Source organism: Tatumella sp. JGM94 (genome assembly GCF_018257595.1).
Lineage (GTDB): Bacteria > Pseudomonadota > Gammaproteobacteria > Enterobacterales > Enterobacteriaceae > Tatumella > Tatumella punctata.
In genome coordinates this window covers 1-20,955 of the sequence record NZ_JAERJN010000018.1, presented here as the reverse complement: position 1 = coordinate 20,955, position 20,955 = coordinate 1, and the positions used below count along the sequence as shown (strand labels likewise).

Below are 20,955 nucleotides of genomic sequence, written 5' to 3'. Positions count from 1 at the left end.
ATACAGGTTATTACAATTGCACCCCGGGCAGGTCGTCTCTGCTGCCCCATTCTCCCCAGGCACCGTCGTAGAGGCTGACCTGTTGCTGACCAAGACGGGTTAAGGCAGCAATCAGTACCACGGCGGTAACACCTGAACCACAGCTGGCGATCACCGGTCGGCGGATATCCACACCCGCGGCCTCGAACACCTTGCGCAGTTGTTCGTCATTGAGTAACTGTCCGTTCTGTACCAGACTATTCCAGGGAATATTCAGGCTGCCCGGGATATGGCCTCGTTTCAGACCCAGCCGGGGCTCATCCACCTCGCCGTTAAAACGAGGGGCGGCTCGTGCATCAATGATTTGAGCACTACCTTCGTGGCTGGCCAGTAATACATCATTCAGCCGGCTGATTTGCCCCTGCTGTGGCCTGGCATCAAAAACACCTTCGGCCAGTTGAGGGATCCCGGTCTCTGTCGGTAGCCCGGCCTCTTTCCATGCCTGCAATCCGCCGGCGAGGATCGAGACCTGAGAGACCCCAAAGTGGCGCAGCATCCACCATGCACGCGGCGCTGAAAACAGGCTGCCATCGTCATATACCACCAGGTGTTTATCACTGTCCACCCCCAGTTCACGCATAGCAACCGCAAAGGCCTCCGGCCGTGGCATCATATGCGGGAAGGGGCTATTGTGGTCGGACAATGCTTCAATATTAAAGAAGGGTGCTCCGGGGATATGTCCGGCCTGGTATTCACGGTCAATATCTCGCGTCAGTTCCTGGCCCGGTGGCAGCATTCTGGCATCCAGTATTTGCAGATGCTGATCATGCTGATGCTCAGCCAGCCATGCGGTAGTTACAAAAATTGCCGGATTCATAGCCTCTCCTGTGGAATTAGGGTGTTCTGAGTGTCGGTGATTTTATCTGTCAGCTCAAGTTCCGGCGCAGGAAAAAGACAACAACTGTCATACTTTTACGCGGGCAGGGATTTATCCGGCCGGTGAAAGACAGGTATTTTGTTCATCTATCCACCAATCTGCTGATCAGGCGATGATTTTTTTAAAAAAAACACGATTTACCGTAGGCAATAGCGGCATAGCCCCCTATAATTTGCGCCGTTTCTTCGCCGGAACGGTTATTTCGTATTCTGTTTTCAGGCCGCAATAATTATTCTGTGCGACATACTGTGAAAGTTCAGACTGAGGTCAAAATGACAATCGAACGTACGTTTTCTATTATCAAGCCAAACGCTGTCGCTAAAAACGTGATTGGTGCTATCTATAACCGTTTTGAAAGCGCTGGCTTCAAAATTGTTGCTGCAAAAATGCTGCACCTGACCAAAGAGCAGGCTGAAGGTTTTTACGCAGAACACAAAGGCCGTCCTTTCTTTGACGGTCTGGTAGAATTCATGACCTCTGGTCCGGTTGTTGTCTCTGTACTGGAAGGTGAAAACGCAGTACAGCGTCACCGTGACCTGATGGGTGCAACTAACCCGGATAACGCTCTGGCGGGTACTTTACGCGCAGATTACGCTGACAGCTTCACCGAGAACGCAACTCACGGTTCTGATTCTCAGGAATCTGCAGCACGTGAAATTGCTTACTTCTTCGCTGAAGGTGAAGTTTGCCCGCGTACCCGTTAATCTGTCCCTGCGGGAAATGACTGTAAACACACAGTGACAAAATAGTCAGTGAACGGGGCAACCCTGAATGGCATCCCGCAACAGATAATGTACAATAAGCACCCCTGCAGAATATTTCTGCAGGGGTGTTTCTTTATTAAACTGTCTATCCATAACCGAGCCATAACGTGTAACAACGAGGCCAGAGATTATTATGTCCGAACCTGCAGCAACTCCTGTATCCGTAACCCCTGTCACTGCGACACCCAAAGCTAAAATCAACCTGCTGGATTTAAACCGCCAGCAAATGCGTGAATTCTTTCTTGAACTCGGGGAAAAGCCATTTCGTGCCGATCAGGTAATGAAATGGATTTATCACTATTGCAGTGATGACTTTGAGCAGATGACAGATATCAACAAAGTCCTGAGGCAGAAACTGAGCCAGGTCGCCGAAATTCGTGCGCCGGAAGTGGCTGAAGAAATGCGCTCGTCTGATGGTACCATTAAGTGGGCAATCCGCGTCGGTGACCAGCTGGTAGAAACGGTTTATATTCCTGAAAATGACCGCGCGACACTTTGTGTTTCCTCACAGGTCGGATGTGCACTGGAATGTAAATTCTGTTCTACCGCACAACAGGGTTTTAACCGTAACCTGCGCGTGTCGGAAATTATTGGTCAGGTGTGGCGGGCAGCGAAAATTATTGGTGCGGCCAAAGTAACCGGCCAGCGTCCGATTACCAATGTGGTAATGATGGGCATGGGTGAGCCGTTACTGAACCTGAATAATGTTGTCCCGGCGATGGAAATCATGCTGGACGACTTTGGTTTCGGATTATCTAAACGTCGCGTAACCCTGTCGACATCGGGGGTGGTTCCGGCACTGGATAAGCTGGGTGATATGATTGATGTGGCACTGGCTATTTCCCTGCATGCGCCGAATGATGCATTGCGTGATGAAATTGTGCCAATTAACAAAAAATATAATATCGAGACTTTCCTGCAGTCGGTCAAACGCTATATGGAAAAGTCTAACGCCAATCAGGGCCGTGTAACTATTGAGTATGTCTTGCTGGATCATGTTAATGACAGCACCGATCACGCTCATCAACTGGCAGAAGTGCTGAAAAACACCCCTTGTAAGATCAACCTGATCCCATGGAACCCCTTCCCGGGTGCGCCTTATGGCCGCAGCTCTAATAGCCGTGTTGACCGTTTTTCGAAAGTACTGATGGATTATGGTTTCACCACTATTGTGCGTAAAACCCGCGGTGACGATATTGATGCTGCCTGTGGGCAGTTAGCCGGGGATGTTATTGACCGTACAAAGCGGACTTTACGCAAAAAAGCAGCCGGTGAAGAAATCTCTGTGAAGGCAGTCTAAGCTTATACGGTTCTTAGTTTAATTGATCCTCTGTCATCTGTATGGCTTATAGCTTCGTCAGGATGAGCATGGAGACAGAGGATGTTAACAAAATCATGGATGACCACTGCATTGCTGGCAGTTTCGGTAGTTGTTAGCGGTTGCAGCCGTCCGCCGTCAGTTTCACCGGTGCGGTTACAGTTAGGCCTGCAATATCTGGTGGCAGGGGAGTATTCTGCCGCCGAACGGAACCTGCAACGAGCCAGACTGGCAGCGGCAGAAGATTACCGGCCTGTGCTGGGACTGGCCCGGCTTTATCAGGCTCAGGGCGATAATGACGAGGCGGCTGTCTGGTACACCCGGGCAGAGGAAATTGCACCGGAAAATGGCTATGTGCTTAATAATTACGGTGCGTTTCTGTGTTCTTTAAGGCAGTATGATAAAGCACAGTCCCGTTTCTTAGCGGCAATGCAGGCTGATGAAACCGGCAGCCGGATTCAGGCACTACTGTTTTCAGGAAGGTGTTTTCTGGATGCGGGGGATACCCGCCAGGCGGCTGATAGTTTGTCGCAGGCGGTTGTTGCTGAAAATTCTGCAGCCGGTAAATTGCTTGAAGAAGCCGGCCGACGGCTGGAACAACAGAAATTTGCGGATACACGGTTGTTGTTAGAGATTTATCACCAGCAACGCTCTGCCAGTGCAGAGAGTTTATGGTTAAAGATTCTTTACGCCGCGCGACAAAATGCCACCAGTGACGTGAAGCGTTACGGTGACCAGTTAGCGCGGGTTTATCCACTTTCGATACAGTACCAGCGTTATTTAGCTAATGAATACTGAAGCCACCCAAGAAAAATCTGCAGTCCCGTCCACAGGTGAACGTCTGCGTTTAGCCCGTGAATCCAAAGGGCTGACGCAACAAAATGTTGCGGAACGTCTTTGCCTGAAAGTGTCCACGGTACGTGATATCGAGGAGGACAACTCACCGACTGATTTAGCCGCGACTTTCTTACGCGGTTATATACGCTCTTATGCCCGGCTGGTGAATGTCCCTGAAGATGATATTTTGCCGATGCTCTCTAAACAGGCACCGGTGCGTTCGGCAAAAATTACCCCTATGCACAATATCTCCCTTGGCAGCAGCAGCCGGCGCAAGAAACGCGATGGCATGCTGACAACATTTACCGTGCTGGTTATCCTTGTCGTGGTGGGCCTTACTGTTGCCTGGTGGTGGCAGAACCACAAAGCCTCTCAGGCGGATATGGCGGCGATGACGGATTCCGCGTCAGAAGTATCATCCGGCGGCGGTAATGAACAATCTATCCCTCTGTCGGCCGACGACAGTTCAGCGACAGGCTCAACCCCGGTGCCTCTGGATACAGAGAACACAGCACCTGCTGCGCCTGAAAATACCCCGGCACCTGCTGCTGAGACACCGGCACCACCACAGACGCCAGCTCAGCCGGTCGCGGTTTCTCCGTCACAGACCTCTTTACCGGCCAGTCCGCCTGCCGTTGCTCAGGCTCCTCAGGCGCCGGATACTACCGCTTCGGCCCCTGCGACAGCAGCTGCAGATACCACAGCCGCCAGTTCAGATGCACTGGTAATGAACTTTAACGGAGACTGCTGGCTGGAAGTGACTGATGTAACCGGCCGTAAACTGTTTAGTGGTTTACAACGTAAGGGAAGCAGCCTGAACCTGAAAGGCAAAACGCCGTATCGCTTAAAAATTGGCGCACCCTCAGCTGTTTCTGTACAGTTCCGTGGTCAGCCTGTTGATTTAAATCGTTTTATTCGTAATAACCAGGTCGCCCGCCTGACAGTTGGTGCATAATAGCGCGCCATTGCAGAGGACTTGTGGAGAAAAAATATGCATAACCAGGCTCCAATAAACCGTCGTAAATCCACGCGGATTTATGTTGGTAAGGTGCCAGTCGGCGACGGAGCGCCTATTGCCGTCCAGTCGATGACCAATACCCGTACGACTGATGTCGAAGCTACCGTTGCTCAGATTAAAGCTCTGGAGCGGGTAGGTGCTGATATTGTTCGTGTGTCTGTGCCAACCATGGATGCTGCTGAAGCTTTCCGTCTGATTAAACAACGTGTCAGTGTGCCGCTGGTGGCAGATATTCACTTTGACTACCGTATTGCCCTGAAAGTGGCCGAGTATGGTGTTGACTGTTTACGTATCAACCCGGGGAATATCGGCAATAATGAACGTATCCGTCAGGTAGTTGACTGTGCCCGTGACCATAATATTCCGATTCGTATCGGGGTAAATGCCGGCTCACTGGAAAAAGATCTGCAGGAAAAATATGGCGAGCCGACGCCTCAGGCATTGCTGGAGTCGGCTATGCGCCATGTTGATCATCTGGACCGGCTTAATTTCGATCAGTTTAAAGTCAGTGTGAAAGCCTCGGATGTGTTTCTCGCTGTCGAGTCTTATCGTCTGCTGGCAAAACAGATTGATCAGCCTCTGCACCTCGGGATCACTGAGGCCGGTGGCGCACGTGCCGGGTCGGTTAAATCTGCGATTGGTCTGGGGTTACTGTTATCTGAAGGTATTGGTGACACACTGCGTATTTCCCTGGCTGCCGATCCGGTCGAAGAGATTAAAGTCGGCTTTGATATCCTGAAATCATTACGTATCCGTGCCCGCGGGATCAACTTCATTGCCTGCCCGACCTGTTCACGTCAGGAGTTTGATGTGATCGGTACCGTGAATGCACTGGAACAACGTCTTGAAGATATTATCACCCCGATGGATGTTTCTATCATTGGCTGCGTGGTTAACGGACCGGGTGAAGCCACTGTATCGACACTTGGCGTTACCGGCGGCAGCAAAAAAAGCGGGTTTTATGAAGACGGTGTCCGGCAACGTGACCGGCTGGATAACAGCGATATGATTGAACAACTTGAAGCGCGTATCCGGGCTAAAGCTTCAATGCTTGACGAAAATCACCGGATTACTGTCCGCCAGGTTGAGAAATAAAGGTGATGCATTCCTCAGGGAATGTATCGTTTGATGATTGCTCCTGTGCGGTATCAGCCCGATAAGGTATGATGCCGGACAGGTTTTTTGTTTTAAGAGATTTTGACGTGGCGAAGAATATCCAGGCTATCCGCGGAATGAATGATTATCTGCCAGCAGATACCGCACTTTGGCAACGAATTGAGCAGGTCCTTAAGCAGGTACTGGCGGGTTATGGTTTCAGCGAAATCCGTCTGCCGATTGTTGAACAAACACCTCTGTTCAAACGTGCGATCGGTGAAGTTACCGATGTCGTTGAGAAAGAGATGTATACCTTTGATGACCGTAATGGCGATAGTCTGACGCTGCGTCCTGAGGGCACTGCCGGTTGTGTACGTGCGGGTATTGAGCATGGTCTGTTATATAACCAGGAACAGCGGTTATGGTACATCGGGCCGATGTTCCGTTATGAGCGTCCGCAGAAAGGGCGCTACCGTCAGTTTCATCAGATTGGTGCGGAAGTTTTCGGCCTGAAGGGTCCGGACATTGATGCTGAGCTGATTATGATGACAGCCCGCTGGTGGAAAGCTCTGGGTATCGCTGAACATGTCCGTCTGGAACTGAACTCTATTGGCTCGCTGGAAGCCCGTGCAAACTACCGTGATGCACTGGTCGCTTTTCTTGAGCAGCATAAAGAGGCTCTGGATGATGACTGTAAACGCCGTATGTACAGCAATCCGCTGCGGGTGCTGGACAGTAAAAACCAGGATATTCAGCAACTGCTGAACGATGCACCTCAGTTAGGTGACTACCTGGACCCGGAATCACGTGAACACTTTGATGGTCTGTGTGCCTTACTGGATGATGCCGGTATCAGTTACACGGTCAATCAGCGTCTGGTCCGCGGGCTGGACTACTATAACCGCACTGTATTTGAATGGGTGACCAACAGCCTGGGTTCACAAGGGACTGTATGTGCCGGTGGACGTTATGATGGTCTGGTAGAACAACTGGGTGGCAGAGCAACGCCGGCCGTTGGTTTTGCGATGGGACTGGAACGTCTGGTACTTTTAGTTCAGGCAGTTAACCCGGATTTTGAACCGACCCGTAAAGTCGATGTCTATGTTATCGCTTCAGGTGCCGGTGTGCAGTCAGCAGCGATGCAGCTGGCCGAAGATCTGCGTGATGCCAGCGCGGAAATGAAAGTTATGACCAATTTTGGTGGCGGTAACTTCAAAAAACAATTTGCCCGTGCCGATAAGTGGGGAGCCCGGGTGGCCCTGGTGCTGGGTGAAGAGGAAGTGAAAAACAACCAGGTTGTGATCAAAGACCTGAGCTCCGGCGACCAGCAAACCGTTAACCGGGATGACGTATCTGGCGTATTACTGAACGTATTACAGTAACCGGCAGATATTATTAAGCTTTGACAGGAGTAGGATGGCGTGGAAGTTTACAGCACAGAACAGGAACAGACTAATGCTCTCAGACATTTCTTTACCAGTAATGGTAAGGCACTGGCAGCAGGATTAGTAATTGGTATCGCAGCCCTGGGTGGCTGGCGTTATTGGATGAGCCATCAGGAAAGTAATGCCCTGGAGAGTTCAGCCCGTTACCAGCAACTGTCTGAGGCAATGAACGCTGATAAACCGGAAACACTGGAAGCCGTTGCGGCTTTTGTTAATCAGACTCAGGGTTCTTACGGCGCATTAGCCGCTATGGACCTGGCGAAGATTTATGCAGACACAGGTCATCCTGATAAAGCGGCTGTGCAGTTACAGCAGGGCATTAAAGACAGCGATGATGCGAATCTTCAGGCGGTAATGCGCTTACGTCTGGCACGTTTGCAGTTGCAGCAGAATCAGGCTGATGATGCGCTAAAAACCCTCGACAGTATTAAAGGGGATAGCTGGACGGCTCTGTCTGCGGATATCCGCGGTGAGGCTTTGCTGAGCAAAGGCGATAAAGCCGGGGCCCGGGCAGCCTGGAGCAAAGGTATTGATTCTGATGCTTCACCTGCACTGAAACAAATGATGCAGATGAAATTAAATAATTTAAGCTAAGACGGTAAAGAGAGAGCGCATGGAATTACGTAAATACCTGCTGCCGGGACTGTTTTCGGTCACTTTGCTCAGCGGTTGTTCGCTATTCAGTGGCGAAGAAGATGTGGTGAAAATGTCGCCACTGCCTAAAGTGGAAAATCAGTTCACGCCGGTTCAGGTGTGGGATAAATCGGTAGGAGACGGGGTGGGTGATTTCTATTCCAACCTTCACCCTGCATGGCAGGACAATACAGTCTATGCTGCCGATCGTTTTGGTATTGTTGAAGCACTGGATGCCGATACCGGTAAGCAGAAATGGAAGGTTGACCTTTCCACCCGTACCGGATTCTTCTCTTCGAATATTTCGGCAATGCTGTCCGGGGGGATTACCGTTCAGGGTGGTCTGCTATACATCGGCAGTGAACACGGTGAAGTTTTTGCCCTGAATAGCAGTGACGGTTCAGTTGCATGGAAAGTGCCGGTTGCCGGTGAAGCTCTGTCGCACCCGGTGGTCAGCGACGGGCTGGTATTAATCCATACCAGCAATGGCATCCTGCAGGCCCTTGACCAGAATACCGGCGCCAGTAAATGGATGGTCAATCTGGATGTGCCGGCACTGTCGTTACGCGGTGAATCCGCGCCAGCGGTTGCTTTTGGTGGCGCGATTGTCGGTGGTGATAACGGCCGTGTCAGTGCGGTCATTATGAACCAGGGCCAGATGATTTGGCAGCAGCGTATTTCTCAGCCAGGCGGTGCAACCGAAATTGATCGCCTGAGTGATGTGGATGTAACGCCGGTTATTGTTAACGGCGTTGTTTACGCGCTGGCGTATAACGGTAACTTATCCGCGCTGGACTTGCGTTCAGGGCAAGTACTGTGGAAACGTGAAACCGGTGGCGTAAAAAATATTATTGTCGATAATGGCCGTATTTATCTGGTTGACCAGAACGATCGTGTCGATGCCGTCGCGACTGATGGTGGTGTTGCTATCTGGCGTCAAAGTGAATTACTGCACCGTAATCTGACTGCACCGGTACTGTATGACGGTTATCTGGTCGTCGGTGATGCAGAGGGCTATCTGCACTGGATCAATACTGCTGATGGCCGCTTTGTTGCTCAGCAGAAAGCAGACAGTTCCGGTTTCCAGACCAACCCTATTGTTGCCGGAGATAAGCTGATTATTCAGGCGAAAAAAGGTGAGGTTTACGCGTTTAAGCGCTGAGTAACGGTTAAAAATACGGTATAGAAATACCTGCTAATGACGGCTCCTGTGATACAGGGGCCGTTTCGTTTTTCTTCGACCTGAAGATTTTCTGCTGAATAGTCTGAACTCTGCATCAGGAATCGTTATAATCTCCGGATTCGGTCGAAATTTTTTGTAATGAGGCTTTATTATGGTACCTGTGGTCGCGCTTGTTGGACGCCCCAACGTAGGAAAATCCACTCTTTTTAACCGGTTAACGCGTACCCGCGATGCGCTTGTAGCGGATTTCCCTGGTCTGACACGTGATCGTAAGTACGGACGCGCAGAAGTTGAGGGCCAGGAATATATTGTTATTGATACCGGAGGTATCGATGGCATGGAAGAAGGCGTTGAAAACCGGATGGCTGCCCAGTCACTGATGGCCATCGAAGAGGCTGATATCGTCCTGTTCCTGGTCGATGCCCGCGCCGGGGTGATGCCTGCCGATGAACAGATTGCCCGGCATTTACGTACCCGTCAAAAACCTACCTTCCTGGTGGCGAACAAAACTGACGGCATGGACCCGGAGAATGCCGTACTTGATTTCTACTCACTGGGAATGGGCGATATTCATCCGATTGCTGCAACCCATGGTCGTGGTGTGCATAACCTGCTGGAAGCGGTACTTGAGCCGTGGATGGAAACCCCGGAAATTGAAACTCTGACGGAAGAGCAGGAAAATGCGGCATACTGGGCCGCCCTGGAAGCCGAAGAGAATGACACCATTCCGGAAGATGAAGAAGACGACTTTGATCCGACGACCCTGCCGATCAAACTGGCAATTGTCGGCCGTCCGAACGTCGGTAAATCAACCCTGACTAACCGTATTCTCGGCGAAGATCGGGTGGTGGTTTATGATATGCCGGGTACCACCCGCGACAGTATTTATATTCCGATGGAACGTGATGATCGTGAATATATATTGATTGATACTGCCGGGGTTCGTAAACGCGGTAAAGTGACGGATACGGTAGAAAAATTCTCGGTCATCAAAACATTACAGGCAATTGAAGATGCTAACGTTGTCCTGCTGGTGATTGATGCTCATGAAGGTATTTCAGATCAGGATCTTTCTCTGCTGGGCTTTATCCTTAACAGTGGGCGTTCGCTGGTTATTGTCGTCAATAAATGGGATGGTCTTTCTCAGGAAATCAAAGAGGAAGTTAAAGAAGCCCTCGACTACCGGTTAGGGTTTATTGATTTTGCCCGTGTTCACTTTATTTCTGCCCTGCATGGCAGTGGTGTAGGTAATCTGTTTGAGTCAATTACCGAAGCCTACGACAGTTCGACCCGCAGGGTAAATACTTCACTGCTGACCCGTGTGATGAATATGGCTGCAGACGATCACCAGCCGCCACTGGTTCGCGGACGACGTGTAAAACTGAAATATGCTCATGCCGGTGGGTATAACCCGCCGATTGTGGTGATCCACGGGAATCAGGTAAAAGACCTGCCGGATTCTTATAAACGTTATCTGATGAACTATTTCCGCCGTTCACTGAATGTTATGGGCACACCGATCCGTATTCAGTTTAAGGAAGGGGATAACCCGTATGCAGGTAAGCGTAATTTACTGACGCCGACCCAGCAGCGTAAACGTCAGCGTCTGATGTCACATCTGAAAAAGAATAAGCGTTAATTATCGGGAAAGAGGGCTGTTATGCCCTCTTTTTTGATCAGGAGAATGCATATGGCTTTGTTATGTTGTCACTGTCAGTCAGAGCTCACCACACAGGGGGAAGCTCTGCACTGCCCACGCTGTGGTATTGACTTCCGCAAGGTTGCTTACTGTCCTGAATGCCGTACACCGCTGCAGGTACTGAAAGCCTGCGGCGCGGTCGACTTCTTTTGCCAGCAGCATGGCCTGCTGTCATCCAGCCGGGTGCTCTGGCTGGCTGAGGCGTAAGGCGGGGCCGGGTGGCTGCTCAGCACTGAGTGGCAGGTAAATATCCGTGATCAACTGATGCTCTGAAACCTGGTGTACAAAATTATGGTAGTGAAAATATAACGGGAAATCACGCAAGGTCTCCCCGCTGCCAGGCAGCCAGTCGCGATAGAGTGACTGCGCAATCCCGGTCAGCTGGTCGTGGGATCCCCGGTGCCGGACTACCGCACAGCGGCCGCCCGGGATGGTACTGTTCAGGACACCATAACTATTATCTTCGGGGATGGGGGCCGTCACCTCGCCGCAAATCTTAAAACGGAATCTCTGCGGGTCGCAGCATGTCGGATCATCCGGGGCAATACCAAATGTCCGGCTGCGGCTTACCGGCGATAAACCGGACGCTTTCCGCCAGGCAACAAACCGTGTCGCTGTTTCGTTAATTGCTTCCGGTGTTCCGCAGTGGGTCAGCATGGCTGTCTGTATATCCGCAACGCTAACAATCGTCACCTGTAACATGTTTTCTCTCCTCATCATCGGGGGGCGGGGCATACACTGATACCACCGCAGCCAGCCGGGCCGGTGACGAAATTCTCCGGGGGTCATTCCGAACACCTGTTTAAAGGCACGGCTGAATGATTCAGCATGTGTAAACCCCGTATCCAGCGCGATATCAGTGATTTTCTGGTAAGGATTAAATGCCAGCCGGTATGACGCATAACGCAGGCGCAGTAACTGAATATAGCGTCCGGGAGGGATCCCCGCATAGGCTGTAAACTGGCGGTGAAAATGGAAAGGCGAAGAACAGGCCACTTTGCTGAGGTTTTCCAGCAGCAGCGGCTCGCAAAGATGACTGTCGATATATTCCAGCACCCGGGTCAGGCGTTTATGGTAGTCAGTGGTATAACGTTGTTTGTCTGTCAGCATGGCATTTTCTCCTGTCGGTGGAGTATGTCGCGGGGCCAGGGGATTGTCCTGACCGATCTTGCTGAGTTAACCGCAGTTATGACTGACTGGCCGGACCGGAGGAAGGCTTACGCGTTTTTTTTGCCGGGCTGACCGGCATTGTTGCGGTGACCTCACTTTCCACCCAGCCATCGTTCAGACGGGTGCGAAGGGTATCACCGCGTTGTAACTGGCGGGTATTTTTGATGACATCACCGTTACTGCTGGTAGTAACACTGAACCCCCGTGCAAGGGTTGCCAGCGGGCTGGTACTTTCCAGCTGTACCGCCAGCGTGCCAAATCTCTGCCGGCTGCCATTAAGCTGTTTTTCCATCGCTTGCCTCAGCCGGTAGTGAACCAGACTCAGGTCCTGTGCCGCCTGATAAAGCAGTGGCTGTGGCTGGTGGCGTTGTAAACGCTGTGACAACTGTTCAAAGCGCAGGTTGTGTTTCTGTAACTGCTGCTGTAACGCCGCCTGCAGCTGACGCTGCTGTTGCAGTAACAGGTTTTGTTGTCTTGTCAGACGTAATTGCGGATGTTGCTGATGAAGGCGGTGCTGTAACTGACTGAAACTACGCTGACGACGGGCCAGGTAGTAATCCATCGCCATTTCCATCTGCTGTTGTGCTGACAGCAACTGGCGAAGCAGTTCTGTCTGATTACGGCTAATCAGCTCTGCGGCGGCTGACGGCGTCGGTGCCCGCAGATCAGCGACAAAATCACAGATAGTGATATCGGTTTCGTGGCCTACGGCGCTGACGACCGGTAATCTGCTGGCGAATATGGCTCTGGCAACCCGCTCGTCATTAAAACACCATAAATCTTCAAGGGAACCGCCACCGCGTCCGACAATTAATATGTCGCACTCATTACGCTGGTTTGCCAGTTCAATCGCCCGGACTATGGCCGGTACCGCCTCATTACCCTGAACAGCAGTGGGGTAAATAATCACCGGTAATGAGGGATCCCTGCGGCGCAGTACCTGCAGGATATCGTGCAGAGCGGCACCGGTCGCCGACGTAATTACCCCGACCTGACGGGCCGGTGAGGGCAGTGGCTGTTTATACTCCGCGGCAAACAAGCCCTCCGCCTGCAGACGGCTTTTCAGCTCGGTGAACTGTTGTTGCAGCAGACCTTCACCCGCTGGCTGCATACTCTCGACAATCAGCTGATAATCACCACGCGGGTCATACAGGGTAACCGAGGCGCGAACCAGGACCTGTTGTCCGTTCTGCGGACGAAATGAGACCCGCTGATTACTGCTGCGGAACATGGCACTGCGCACCTGAGCATTGTCATCTTTCAGGGTAAAGTACCAGTGCCCTGACGATGGCCGGGTAAAGTTGGATATCTCGGCTGTCAGCCAGATACGCCCCATTTCATGCTCCAGCAATTTGCGGACCGTTGTATTCAGGCGGCTGACAGAGAAAATTGTGGCGTTTTCGTCGTGCAACATGTGATGAAGATCAAATAATAAATCAGCGGGTTAATCAACCGATACTACAGTGACGTGAATAAGTATCAAGACTTTTTTATAAAAAAAGCTGGAGGCAAGCGTCCTGCCCCTGTATAATTCCGCTGCAATATTTTATCACTCCCAGGCCGAGATATTGCTATGCTAAGAATCATTAAAGAAGCCCTCACGTTTGACGATGTTTTACTCGTTCCTGCACACTCTACCGTCCTGCCGAACACCGCAGAACTTGGTACCCGACTGACAAAAAATATCCGTCTGAATATCCCGATGGTTTCCGCTGCTATGGATACCGTGACCGAAGCCCGTCTGGCGATTGCGCTGGCACAGGAAGGTGGTCTGGGCTTTATTCATAAGAATATGACCATTGAACGTCAGGCTGAAGAAGTTCGTAAGGTGAAGAAGTATGAAAGTGGCGTGGTCGTTGATCCGCAAACTGTACTGCCTTCCACCACGCTGCTTGAAGTTAAACGTCTGACTGAAGCGAATGGTTTTGCCGGTTATCCAGTCGTCAATGTCGATAAGCAACTGGTCGGCATCATTACCGGTCGTGATGTGCGTTTTGTGACCGATCTGAATCAGCCGGTTTCTGCGGTTATGACTCCGAAAGAGCGTCTGGTTACTGTTAAAGAAAACGACTCCCGTGAAGTGGTTCTGCAAAAGATGCACGAAAAGCGTATCGAAAAAGCGCTGGTGGTTGATGATGCGTTCCATCTGCAGGGCATGATCACGGTGAAAGACTTCCAGAAAGCCGAACGTAAGCCTAATGCCTGTAAAGACAGTCATGGCCGCCTGCGGGTCGGTGCTGCGGTGGGTGCCGGTGCCGGTAATGAAGAACGCGTTGATGCGCTGGTAGCTGCCGGTGTTGATGTGCTGCTGATTGACTCTTCCCACGGCCATTCTGAAGGTGTATTACAGCGTATTCGTAATACCCGCGAAAAATACCCTGACCTGGAAATCATTGGCGGTAACGTGGCTACGGCAGCAGGGGCTAAAGCTCTGGCCGATGCCGGTGTCAGCGCGGTTAAAGTCGGTATTGGTCCTGGCTCTATCTGTACTACCCGTATTGTGACCGGCGTCGGTGTTCCGCAGATCAGTGCGGTATCGGATGCGGTGGATGCACTGGAAGGTACCGGTATTCCTGTGATTGCTGACGGCGGGATCCGTTTCTCTGGTGATATCGCCAAAGCGATTGCTGCCGGTGCATCCTGTGTGATGGTCGGTTCAATGCTGGCAGGGACCGACGAGTCTCCGGGAGAAATTGAACTGTATCAGGGCCGTTCGTTCAAGTCTTACCGTGGTATGGGTTCACTGGGTGCGATGTCTAAAGGTTCTTCTGATCGTTACTTCCAGTCGGATAATGCGGCGGATAAACTGGTTCCTGAAGGCATTGAAGGCCGTGTGGCTTATAAAGGCCATCTGAAAGCGATCATTCATCAGCAGATGGGTGGCCTGCGGTCATGTATGGGCCTGACCGGTTGTCAGACAATTGATGAACTGCGTACCAGGGCTGAATTTGTACGTATCAGTGGTGCCGGGATTTCTGAAAGTCACGTACATGATGTGACTATTACCAAAGAAGCACCGAACTACCGTACCGGATCTTAATTTCTTTCTGTTTCCCGCGCCTGGCTGATCGCCGGGCGCTCTGTAATTTTTGCCTGGAACACTGTAATGACGACGGAAAATATTCATAAACATCGTATCCTGATCCTTGATTTCGGATCTCAGTACACTCAGCTGGTGGCACGTCGTGTGCGTGAGCTGGGCGTATACTGTGAGCTGTGGGCCTGGGATGTCACCGAAGAACAAATCCGCCAGTTTAACCCTAACGGCATTATCCTTTCCGGGGGGCCGGAAAGTACCACCGAACAAAACAGCCCGCGTGCTCCTGAGTATGTATTTACTGCCGGTGTTCCGGTTCTGGGTGTTTGTTATGGTATGCAAACCATGGCAATGCAGTTGGGGGGGCAGGTTCAGGGCTCGTCTGAGCGTGAATTTGGTTTTGCTCAGGTTGAAATTACCTCAGACAGTGCGCTGGTGAAGGGGATTCAGGATAGCCTGAACCAGGCGGGTGCGCCGCTGCTGGATGTCTGGATGAGTCACGGCGATAAAGTGACTGCGATCCCTGATGACTTTGTCACGGTAGCCAGTACCGAAACCTGTCCGTTTGCCATTATGGCGAATGAAGAAAAACGTTTTTATGGCGTACAGTTTCACCCGGAAGTTACCCATACCCGTCAGGGCCAGGAACTGCTGAAACGCTTTGTCCTGGATATTTGTCAGTGCGAAGCCCTGTGGACGCCGGCTAAAATCATCGATGATGCTGTGGCCCGACTCAGTGAACAGGTAGGGGATGACCATGTGATCCTTGGTCTGTCAGGCGGTGTTGATTCTTCTGTGACTGCCCTGTTACTGCACCGTGCTATCGGCTCACGTCTGACCTGTGTATTTGTCGATAATGGTCTGTTACGTCTGAACGAAGCTGAGCAGGTGATGGAAATGTTCGGTGACCAGTTCGGGCTGAACATTGTACATGTCAATGCCGAAAACCGTTTCCTGGATGCACTGGCAGGTATTGATGAGCCTGAAGCGAAACGTAAAACTATCGGCCGCGTATTTGTTGAAGTTTTCGACGAAGAAGCGCTGAAACTGAATAACGTGAAATGGCTGGCTCAGGGGACTATCTACCCGGATGTTATTGAATCAGCGGCCTCTGCTACCGGTAAAGCGCATGTGATTAAGTCACACCACAATGTGGGCGGCTTGCCGAAAGAAATGAAGATGGGTCTGGTTGAGCCACTGAAAGAGCTGTTTAAAGATGAAGTGCGCAAAATCGGTCTCGAACTGGGTCTGCCGTACGATATGCTGTACCGTCATCCGTTCCCGGGACCTGGTCTGGGTGTCCGTGTACTGGGTGAAGTGAAAAAAGAGTACTGTGATCTGCTGCGCCGTGCCGATGCTATCTTTATTGAAGAACTGCACAAAGCTGATCTGTATAACAAAGTCAGCCAGGCCTTTACTGTATTCCTGCCGGTACGTTCGGTCGGTGTGATGGGTGATGGCCGTAAGTACGACTGGGTGGTATCTCTGCGTGCTGTCGAAACTATCGACTTTATGACAGCTCACTGGGCACACCTGCCGTATGATTTCCTCGGCCGTGTATCTAACCGCATCATCAATGAAGTCGATGGTATTTCGCGTGTCGTATACGATATCAGCGGTAAACCACCGGCCACCATTGAGTGGGAATGATTTCGCGTCTGGCAACAGCCTGCACGTAAAAGCAGTAAAGTACCTCTAAGCCCGCGTCACTGCGGGCTTTTTTGTGTCTGGCAGCGATTAGTAACGGGAAGTGATCGGTAAGTTTCAAGGTCGTTGTCTGACCTTACACGCAATAGTGGGCATACGATTAAGTGAGTAAACTTTCAGCCAGAGGTGACTCATGGCAAAAGCGACATCAACCAGCAAGAAGCCCCGTAAACAAACACACACCTGAATTCCTCGATGCAGCCCGGCGTGGCTGCTGCCCGCCAGCTCAGTCTTTACGAATCGCAGTTCTGTACCCGGCGCAGTAAGTAACAGCAACAAATCACTTCTTCAGAAGGTGAAAATGAACTGGCCGCAAAAAATGCCCGGTTAAAGCGGCAACGGACAGAACGGGATGAGGAACTGGCTATTCTCCAAAAGACCGCGACAGACTTCGCGAAGCGCCTGAAATGAAGGCTGTCTTTTATTGAAAAATATCAGTCTGAGTTCAGCATCAAGGCTATGTGCCGGGTCCAGGTATCGCCTGCAGCGGCGGGTATGCCTGGTTCAAACGCCGTTACCAGGTCAGCCTGCGTCAGCCGTTCCGCCTTAACTGCGATAATGCTGTTCGCAGGGCGTTCAGTGCGGCAAAACAACAATATGGTGCGCCGCGTCTTGCAGCCGAACAGCCGGAATATAACGTGAAAACCATCGCCGTCAGCCAGCATCGTCAGGGACTGAGGGCAAAAGCCAGCCGGGAGTTCAGTCGGGGCCTTGCTGTCACTTCTGGCAGAGCAGTGAGTAAAATTACGTCAGGGTAACAGTAACTGATGTTTTACTTCATCAAACAGTGCAATCAGATGATCAGCTACCACTCTTACCCGCCGGGAACCGGCAAGATCTGAATGCATCACCAGCCACAAGACCTGATCAACACCGATATCCGGGTCAACACAACGCAAATTGTGCTGCCGTGCCATAAAATGCGGCAGTACTCCGAAACCCAGGCCTGCGCTGACGGCTGAGACCTGAGAGGTCAGGGTATTTGCTGCCACACGGCAGGGTTTACCGCGTAGTTTACGCGTTACCCATTGTGCCGCGGGCAGATGCTGGTGAGAGTCTCCCCATGAAATATAGTGTGTCTCATCCGGCGGCGTATTAGCCGCACCTGTCAGGTAACTGTCAGCCGCGTAAACACCGAAACCCACTGTTCCGAGCCGTTTCAATGTAAGGTGACCGGCTTCCGGCTTCACCATACGGATTGCTAAATCAGCATCCCGCCGGTGAAGATTGACTGACTGTACACCACTGAGCACTTCCAGCCGCAGGCCGGGGTAGCGCCCGAGTAAATCTGCCAGTGATGGCATCACGAAATGGCTGGCAAGATTATCTGAAGTTGCCAGTCTGACCATTCCGGCAACATTTTCCTGCAACTTTGCATGCTCAGCAAGCGCCATGCCCGCATATTCCAGAGCTTCTGCACGTTCAAGCAGCGCTTCCCCGTCATCTGTTAAGCGATATCCGCTCTGGTGACGGCTGAAAAGTGGCACAGAGAGTGACCTCTCAAGTCGTTCAAGGCGACGCGAAATAGTGGCAATCCCGATATTCATTGTTTCAGCGGCCGCACTCAGAGTGCCAGCCCGGGCGACGGCCAGAAAGATCCGGATATCGTCCCAGTGAAAAGAAGTAGTCATTGTCTTTTTCCGTTAATGGAAACCAGCTATCCAGTTTCTGCTCTGTTTTATCATTTCAGGAAGGATGATACTGCACTCCCGATAAGGAGAGCACAATGAAATTACGACATTTAAATTCAGGACTGACGGTCACGGCCATGGGACTCGGCTGCATGGGGATGAGTGAATTTTATGGGCCACGGAATGATCAGGCGTCGATGCGGGTATTGGATTATGCGGTTTCTGAGGGGATTAACTTTCTGGATACATCAGATACTTATGGGCCATGGCATAACGAAATGCTAATTGGTGAGTTTATTCGTACCCGTAAGCCTGATATCCGACTGGCGACTAAATTTGGCATTGTTCGTCAGCCCGGAGAATACCGGCGCAGGTTGTGTAATAGCCCGCAGTATGCGCGACAGAGTTGTGAAGCATCCCTTAAACGTCTCGGTGTCGATCACATTGATCTTTACTACGTGCATCGCATCGATCCCCGTACACCGATTGAGGAAACTATGCAGGGGCTGGCGACACTGGTGGCAGAAGGAAAGATTGGACAGATTGGCTTATGCGAAGTCAGCGCTGAAACCCTGAGGCGAGCTCATGCCGTGCACCCGGTCGCTGCTGTACAGACCGAATATTCACTGTGGAGCCGTGAGGCTGAACACAGTGTATTGCCGTTGTGTAAAGCTCTCGGTATTGGTTTTGTCGCGTATTCACCACTCGGCCGCGGCTTTCTGACCGGCAGATTTCAGCATCAGCCGGTGCCCGATAAGGATTTTCGCAGTCAGTTACCCCGTTTCCAGCCCGGGAACCTGGCGAAGAATCACTCTCTGGTAGCGCTGATCAGCTCGCTTGCGGAAAGCAAACAATGCACCCCCTCACAGATAGCTCTGGCCTGGTTACTGCATCAGGGGGAGAACATTGTACCTATTCCGGGTACCTGTAATCCGCAACATCTGAGTGAAAACATCACTGCGCTTGATATACAACTGACGGTTGCCGAATTAACCGGACTGACGACCGCGCTTGAGGCTATTCCGATCGCCGGAGAGCGTTATACCGCAGAAGGGATGAAAGGAATCAATGCCTGAAATGCAACCGATTCGTTTCTCTGAGGTTTTTGAAGGTAATTTATGAATAATGAAATAGTTTTATCTGCCGGCCCGCGAGCGGTACGTGGCTGGCTGGCAGTTATTGCTTTGGGGATCAGCGCTTTTACTATTGTTACAAGCGAACTGGCACCGGTAGGGATGCTGGGAATGTTAGCCACCGGACTGCATCAGAGTGAGGCCGGGGCCGGGCTGGCAGTAACAGCCTATGGCTGGACGGGGGCGCTGGCAGCTCTGTTTTCAGCCTGGATGCCAGCCCGGTTTCCCCGTAAACCGTTACTGGTTCTCCTGATGCTGATACTGGCCGTGTCCTCATTTCTGGTAGCACATTCTCAGACAATGGGAGAATTTATTTCTGCGCGCATAGCCGGAGCCATTGCACACGGCGCGTTCTGGGCGGTCATAGGTAGCATCGTCGGCCAACTGGTGACTACCGAACAGCTCGGGCTGGCAACATCGGTGATTTTTGGCGGAGTGTCAGCCGCCAGTGTACTTGGCGTGCCGCTGGTCAGTGTAATGGCGAGTTCAGAGGGCTGGCGCTATGCTTTCAGCGCTATTTCTCTGTTATCACTGATCACGGCTTTCGCCCTGGTCTGGACACTGCCTCCGTTATCGTCACCACCCGCAGTGCAACTCAATCTATGGCGCGGACTGTTTAGAAATCCGCAACTCCCTGCATTATACGTGGCGACAGCGGTAATTATCAGCGCCCATTTTGCCGCATTCACCTATATTCAGCTTTTACTGACCGGTATTCAGGGAGTGCCGGACTCTTCCGTTTCAGCGTTACTGCTGGCTTCAGGGCTTGCCGGACTGACAGGAAATGTTATTGCCGGGAAGCTGATTGACCGTCATCTAAAAACACTAATTGCTGGCGGTTTACTGGTCTGTGCCTCAGCACTGATACTGCTGGGGATAAAATTCATTGTGCCATTGCCTGTGGCTAGTGTCACACTGTTGCTGGTACTGTGGGGCGCTGCTGTTGCCATAATCTTTGTCGGCTTACAGACATGGGTACTGCAGAGTGCCGGAGCACTGGCTGGCGGGCAGCTACTGGCCTTCAGAGGTGTACAGGGAACAGCGTTTTTCTCTGCAGCCCTGTTGCTGACGGGGATGCTGATGGTCTTACGGCTGAAAAAGCCTTAGTCAGGGATAACAAATATCACAGGGCGCGGCCCTTAATCATCCGTGCCGGGGCATTACCTTTTACCTCTGAATGACGGTTCCCCGTGTAAACGTCCGGCTCTGAGCATCTTCCTTCCGCCATCAGTGGCGGAGTCTCAGCAGCCGCACTGCGGCGGACGGGTTAAGGCCCGGGGGCGCGGGCCTTAACAATCCGTGCCCGGGGCATTACCTTTCACCTCTGAATAGCGGTTCCCCGTGTAAGCGTCTGGCACTGTGCATCTTC

At 51.7% G+C, this 20,955-nt stretch carries 18 protein-coding genes and 1 pseudogene; 15 read left to right on the top strand and 4 right to left on the bottom strand.

Annotated elements, in window-relative coordinates; all coding sequences use genetic code 11:
- Positions 1–10: 10 nt before the first annotated feature.
- Positions 11–856 carry a 3-mercaptopyruvate sulfurtransferase gene (gene sseA / locus JK216_RS13135; protein WP_212711948.1) on the bottom strand — a complete coding sequence of 282 codons (846 nt, stop codon included), beginning with the start codon at positions 854–856 and terminating at the stop codon, positions 11–13.
- A gap of 332 nt (positions 857–1,188) precedes the next feature.
- Between sseA and ndk the strand changes: the two genes are divergently transcribed.
- The 10 genes from ndk (at position 1,189) to JK216_RS13085 (ending at position 11,115) form a co-directional block, all read left to right on the top strand.
- Positions 1,189–1,620, top strand: a complete 432-nt coding sequence (ndk, locus tag JK216_RS13130) for a nucleoside-diphosphate kinase (RefSeq protein WP_038022177.1) — start codon at positions 1,189–1,191, stop codon at positions 1,618–1,620.
- Positions 1,621–1,813: 193 nt separating this feature from the next.
- A complete protein-coding gene (locus JK216_RS13125) occupies positions 1,814–2,980 on the top strand; it encodes a bifunctional tRNA (adenosine(37)-C2)-methyltransferase TrmG/ribosomal RNA large subunit methyltransferase RlmN (protein ID WP_212708073.1) in 1,167 nt (388 codons plus the stop codon).
- 81 nt (positions 2,981–3,061) lie between these two features.
- Positions 3,062–3,796: a type IV pilus biogenesis/stability protein PilW gene (gene pilW / locus JK216_RS13120; RefSeq protein WP_249213147.1), complete on the top strand. Its 735-nt coding sequence runs from the start codon at positions 3,062–3,064 to the stop codon at positions 3,794–3,796.
- A complete protein-coding gene (rodZ, locus tag JK216_RS13115) occupies positions 3,786–4,790 on the top strand; it encodes a cytoskeleton protein RodZ (protein WP_212711947.1) in 1,005 nt (334 codons plus the stop codon). The genes pilW and rodZ overlap by 11 nt, the downstream gene beginning before the upstream one ends.
- Positions 4,791–4,826: 36 nt before the next feature.
- A complete protein-coding gene (gene ispG, locus JK216_RS13110) occupies positions 4,827–5,948 on the top strand; it encodes a flavodoxin-dependent (E)-4-hydroxy-3-methylbut-2-enyl-diphosphate synthase (protein WP_212711946.1) in 1,122 nt (373 codons plus the stop codon).
- A gap of 107 nt (positions 5,949–6,055) precedes the next feature.
- Positions 6,056–7,330, top strand: a complete 1,275-nt coding sequence (gene hisS, locus JK216_RS13105) for a histidine--tRNA ligase (RefSeq protein ID WP_212708070.1) — start codon at positions 6,056–6,058, stop codon at positions 7,328–7,330.
- 39 nt (positions 7,331–7,369) lie between these two features.
- Complete coding sequence (locus tag JK216_RS13100; protein ID WP_212708069.1) at positions 7,370–7,987, top strand: YfgM family protein; 618 nt, start codon at positions 7,370–7,372, stop codon at positions 7,985–7,987.
- Between the two features lie 19 nt (positions 7,988–8,006).
- On the top strand, positions 8,007–9,188 hold the full coding sequence (bamB, locus tag JK216_RS13095) for an outer membrane protein assembly factor BamB (protein ID WP_212708068.1): 1,182 nt from the start codon (positions 8,007–8,009) through the stop codon (positions 9,186–9,188).
- 172 nt (positions 9,189–9,360) lie between these two features.
- Positions 9,361–10,848 (top strand): ribosome biogenesis GTPase Der, encoded by a 1,488-nt coding sequence (gene der, locus JK216_RS13090; RefSeq protein WP_212708067.1) that lies wholly within the window; start codon positions 9,361–9,363, stop codon positions 10,846–10,848.
- Positions 10,849–10,899: 51 nt separating this feature from the next.
- On the top strand, positions 10,900–11,115 hold the full coding sequence (locus JK216_RS13085) for a zinc ribbon domain-containing protein (RefSeq protein ID WP_212708066.1): 216 nt from the start codon (positions 10,900–10,902) through the stop codon (positions 11,113–11,115).
- On the opposite strand, the gene JK216_RS13080 is transcribed toward JK216_RS13085, so the two are convergent.
- Together JK216_RS13080 and xseA are read right to left on the bottom strand one after the other, a co-directional pair.
- Positions 11,080–12,018 carry an AraC family transcriptional regulator gene (locus JK216_RS13080; protein ID WP_212711945.1) on the bottom strand — a complete coding sequence of 313 codons (939 nt, stop codon included), beginning with the start codon at positions 12,016–12,018 and terminating at the stop codon, positions 11,080–11,082. The genes JK216_RS13085 and JK216_RS13080 overlap by 36 nt on opposite strands.
- 76 nt (positions 12,019–12,094) lie before the next feature.
- Positions 12,095–13,492 carry an exodeoxyribonuclease VII large subunit gene (gene xseA, locus JK216_RS13075; protein ID WP_212711944.1) on the bottom strand — a complete coding sequence of 466 codons (1,398 nt, stop codon included), beginning with the start codon at positions 13,490–13,492 and terminating at the stop codon, positions 12,095–12,097.
- A gap of 159 nt (positions 13,493–13,651) precedes the next feature.
- Between xseA and guaB the strand changes: the two genes are divergently transcribed.
- The 3 genes and pseudogenes from guaB to JK216_RS13060 form a co-directional block, all read left to right on the top strand.
- Positions 13,652–15,118 carry an IMP dehydrogenase gene (gene guaB / locus JK216_RS13070; RefSeq protein ID WP_212708063.1) on the top strand — a complete coding sequence of 489 codons (1,467 nt, stop codon included), beginning with the start codon at positions 13,652–13,654 and terminating at the stop codon, positions 15,116–15,118.
- Positions 15,119–15,184: 66 nt separating this feature from the next.
- On the top strand, positions 15,185–16,765 hold the full coding sequence (gene guaA, locus JK216_RS13065) for a glutamine-hydrolyzing GMP synthase (protein ID WP_212708062.1): 1,581 nt from the start codon (positions 15,185–15,187) through the stop codon (positions 16,763–16,765).
- A 190-nt stretch (positions 16,766–16,955) separates the two neighbouring features.
- Positions 16,956–17,526, top strand: a pseudogene (locus JK216_RS13060) (IS3 family transposase); the annotation flags it as partial.
- A gap of 45 nt (positions 17,527–17,571) precedes the next feature.
- Here the strand turns inward: JK216_RS13060 and JK216_RS13055 are convergent.
- Complete coding sequence (locus tag JK216_RS13055; RefSeq protein WP_212710726.1) at positions 17,572–18,453, bottom strand: LysR family transcriptional regulator; 882 nt, start codon at positions 18,451–18,453, stop codon at positions 17,572–17,574.
- 95 nt (positions 18,454–18,548) lie between these two features.
- On the opposite strand from JK216_RS13055, the gene JK216_RS13050 reads away from it, so the two are divergent.
- On the top strand, positions 18,549–19,529 hold the full coding sequence (locus tag JK216_RS13050; protein ID WP_212711943.1) for an aldo/keto reductase: 981 nt from the start codon (positions 18,549–18,551) through the stop codon (positions 19,527–19,529).
- Positions 19,530–19,571: 42 nt separating this feature from the next.
- Complete coding sequence (locus tag JK216_RS13045) at positions 19,572–20,693, top strand: MFS transporter (RefSeq protein ID WP_212711942.1); 1,122 nt, start codon at positions 19,572–19,574, stop codon at positions 20,691–20,693.
- The last annotated feature ends 262 nt before the right edge of the window (positions 20,694–20,955 follow it).

Bases quoted from the DNA above. Each gene is read 5' to 3' on its own strand.
- sseA (WP_212711948.1), bottom strand. From the start codon at position 856: ATGAATCCGGCAATTTTTGTAACTACCGCATGGCTGGCTGAGCATCAG.
- ndk (WP_038022177.1), top strand. From the start codon at position 1,189: ATGACAATCGAACGTACGTTTTCTATTATCAAGCCAAACGCTGTCGCT.
- JK216_RS13125 (WP_212708073.1), top strand. From the start codon at position 1,814: ATGTCCGAACCTGCAGCAACTCCTGTATCCGTAACCCCTGTCACTGCG.
- pilW (WP_249213147.1), top strand. From the start codon at position 3,062: ATGTTAACAAAATCATGGATGACCACTGCATTGCTGGCAGTTTCGGTA.
- rodZ (WP_212711947.1), top strand. From the start codon at position 3,786: ATGAATACTGAAGCCACCCAAGAAAAATCTGCAGTCCCGTCCACAGGT.
- ispG (WP_212711946.1), top strand. From the start codon at position 4,827: ATGCATAACCAGGCTCCAATAAACCGTCGTAAATCCACGCGGATTTAT.
- bamB (WP_212708068.1), top strand. From the start codon at position 8,007: ATGGAATTACGTAAATACCTGCTGCCGGGACTGTTTTCGGTCACTTTG.
- der (WP_212708067.1), top strand. From the start codon at position 9,361: ATGGTACCTGTGGTCGCGCTTGTTGGACGCCCCAACGTAGGAAAATCC.
- JK216_RS13085 (WP_212708066.1), top strand. From the start codon at position 10,900: ATGGCTTTGTTATGTTGTCACTGTCAGTCAGAGCTCACCACACAGGGG.
- JK216_RS13080 (WP_212711945.1), bottom strand. From the start codon at position 12,018: ATGCTGACAGACAAACAACGTTATACCACTGACTACCATAAACGCCTG.
- xseA (WP_212711944.1), bottom strand. From the start codon at position 13,492: ATGTTGCACGACGAAAACGCCACAATTTTCTCTGTCAGCCGCCTGAAT.
- guaB (WP_212708063.1), top strand. From the start codon at position 13,652: ATGCTAAGAATCATTAAAGAAGCCCTCACGTTTGACGATGTTTTACTC.
- guaA (WP_212708062.1), top strand. From the start codon at position 15,185: ATGACGACGGAAAATATTCATAAACATCGTATCCTGATCCTTGATTTC.
- JK216_RS13055 (WP_212710726.1), bottom strand. From the start codon at position 18,453: ATGACTACTTCTTTTCACTGGGACGATATCCGGATCTTTCTGGCCGTC.
- JK216_RS13050 (WP_212711943.1), top strand. From the start codon at position 18,549: ATGAAATTACGACATTTAAATTCAGGACTGACGGTCACGGCCATGGGA.
- JK216_RS13045 (WP_212711942.1), top strand. From the start codon at position 19,572: ATGAATAATGAAATAGTTTTATCTGCCGGCCCGCGAGCGGTACGTGGC.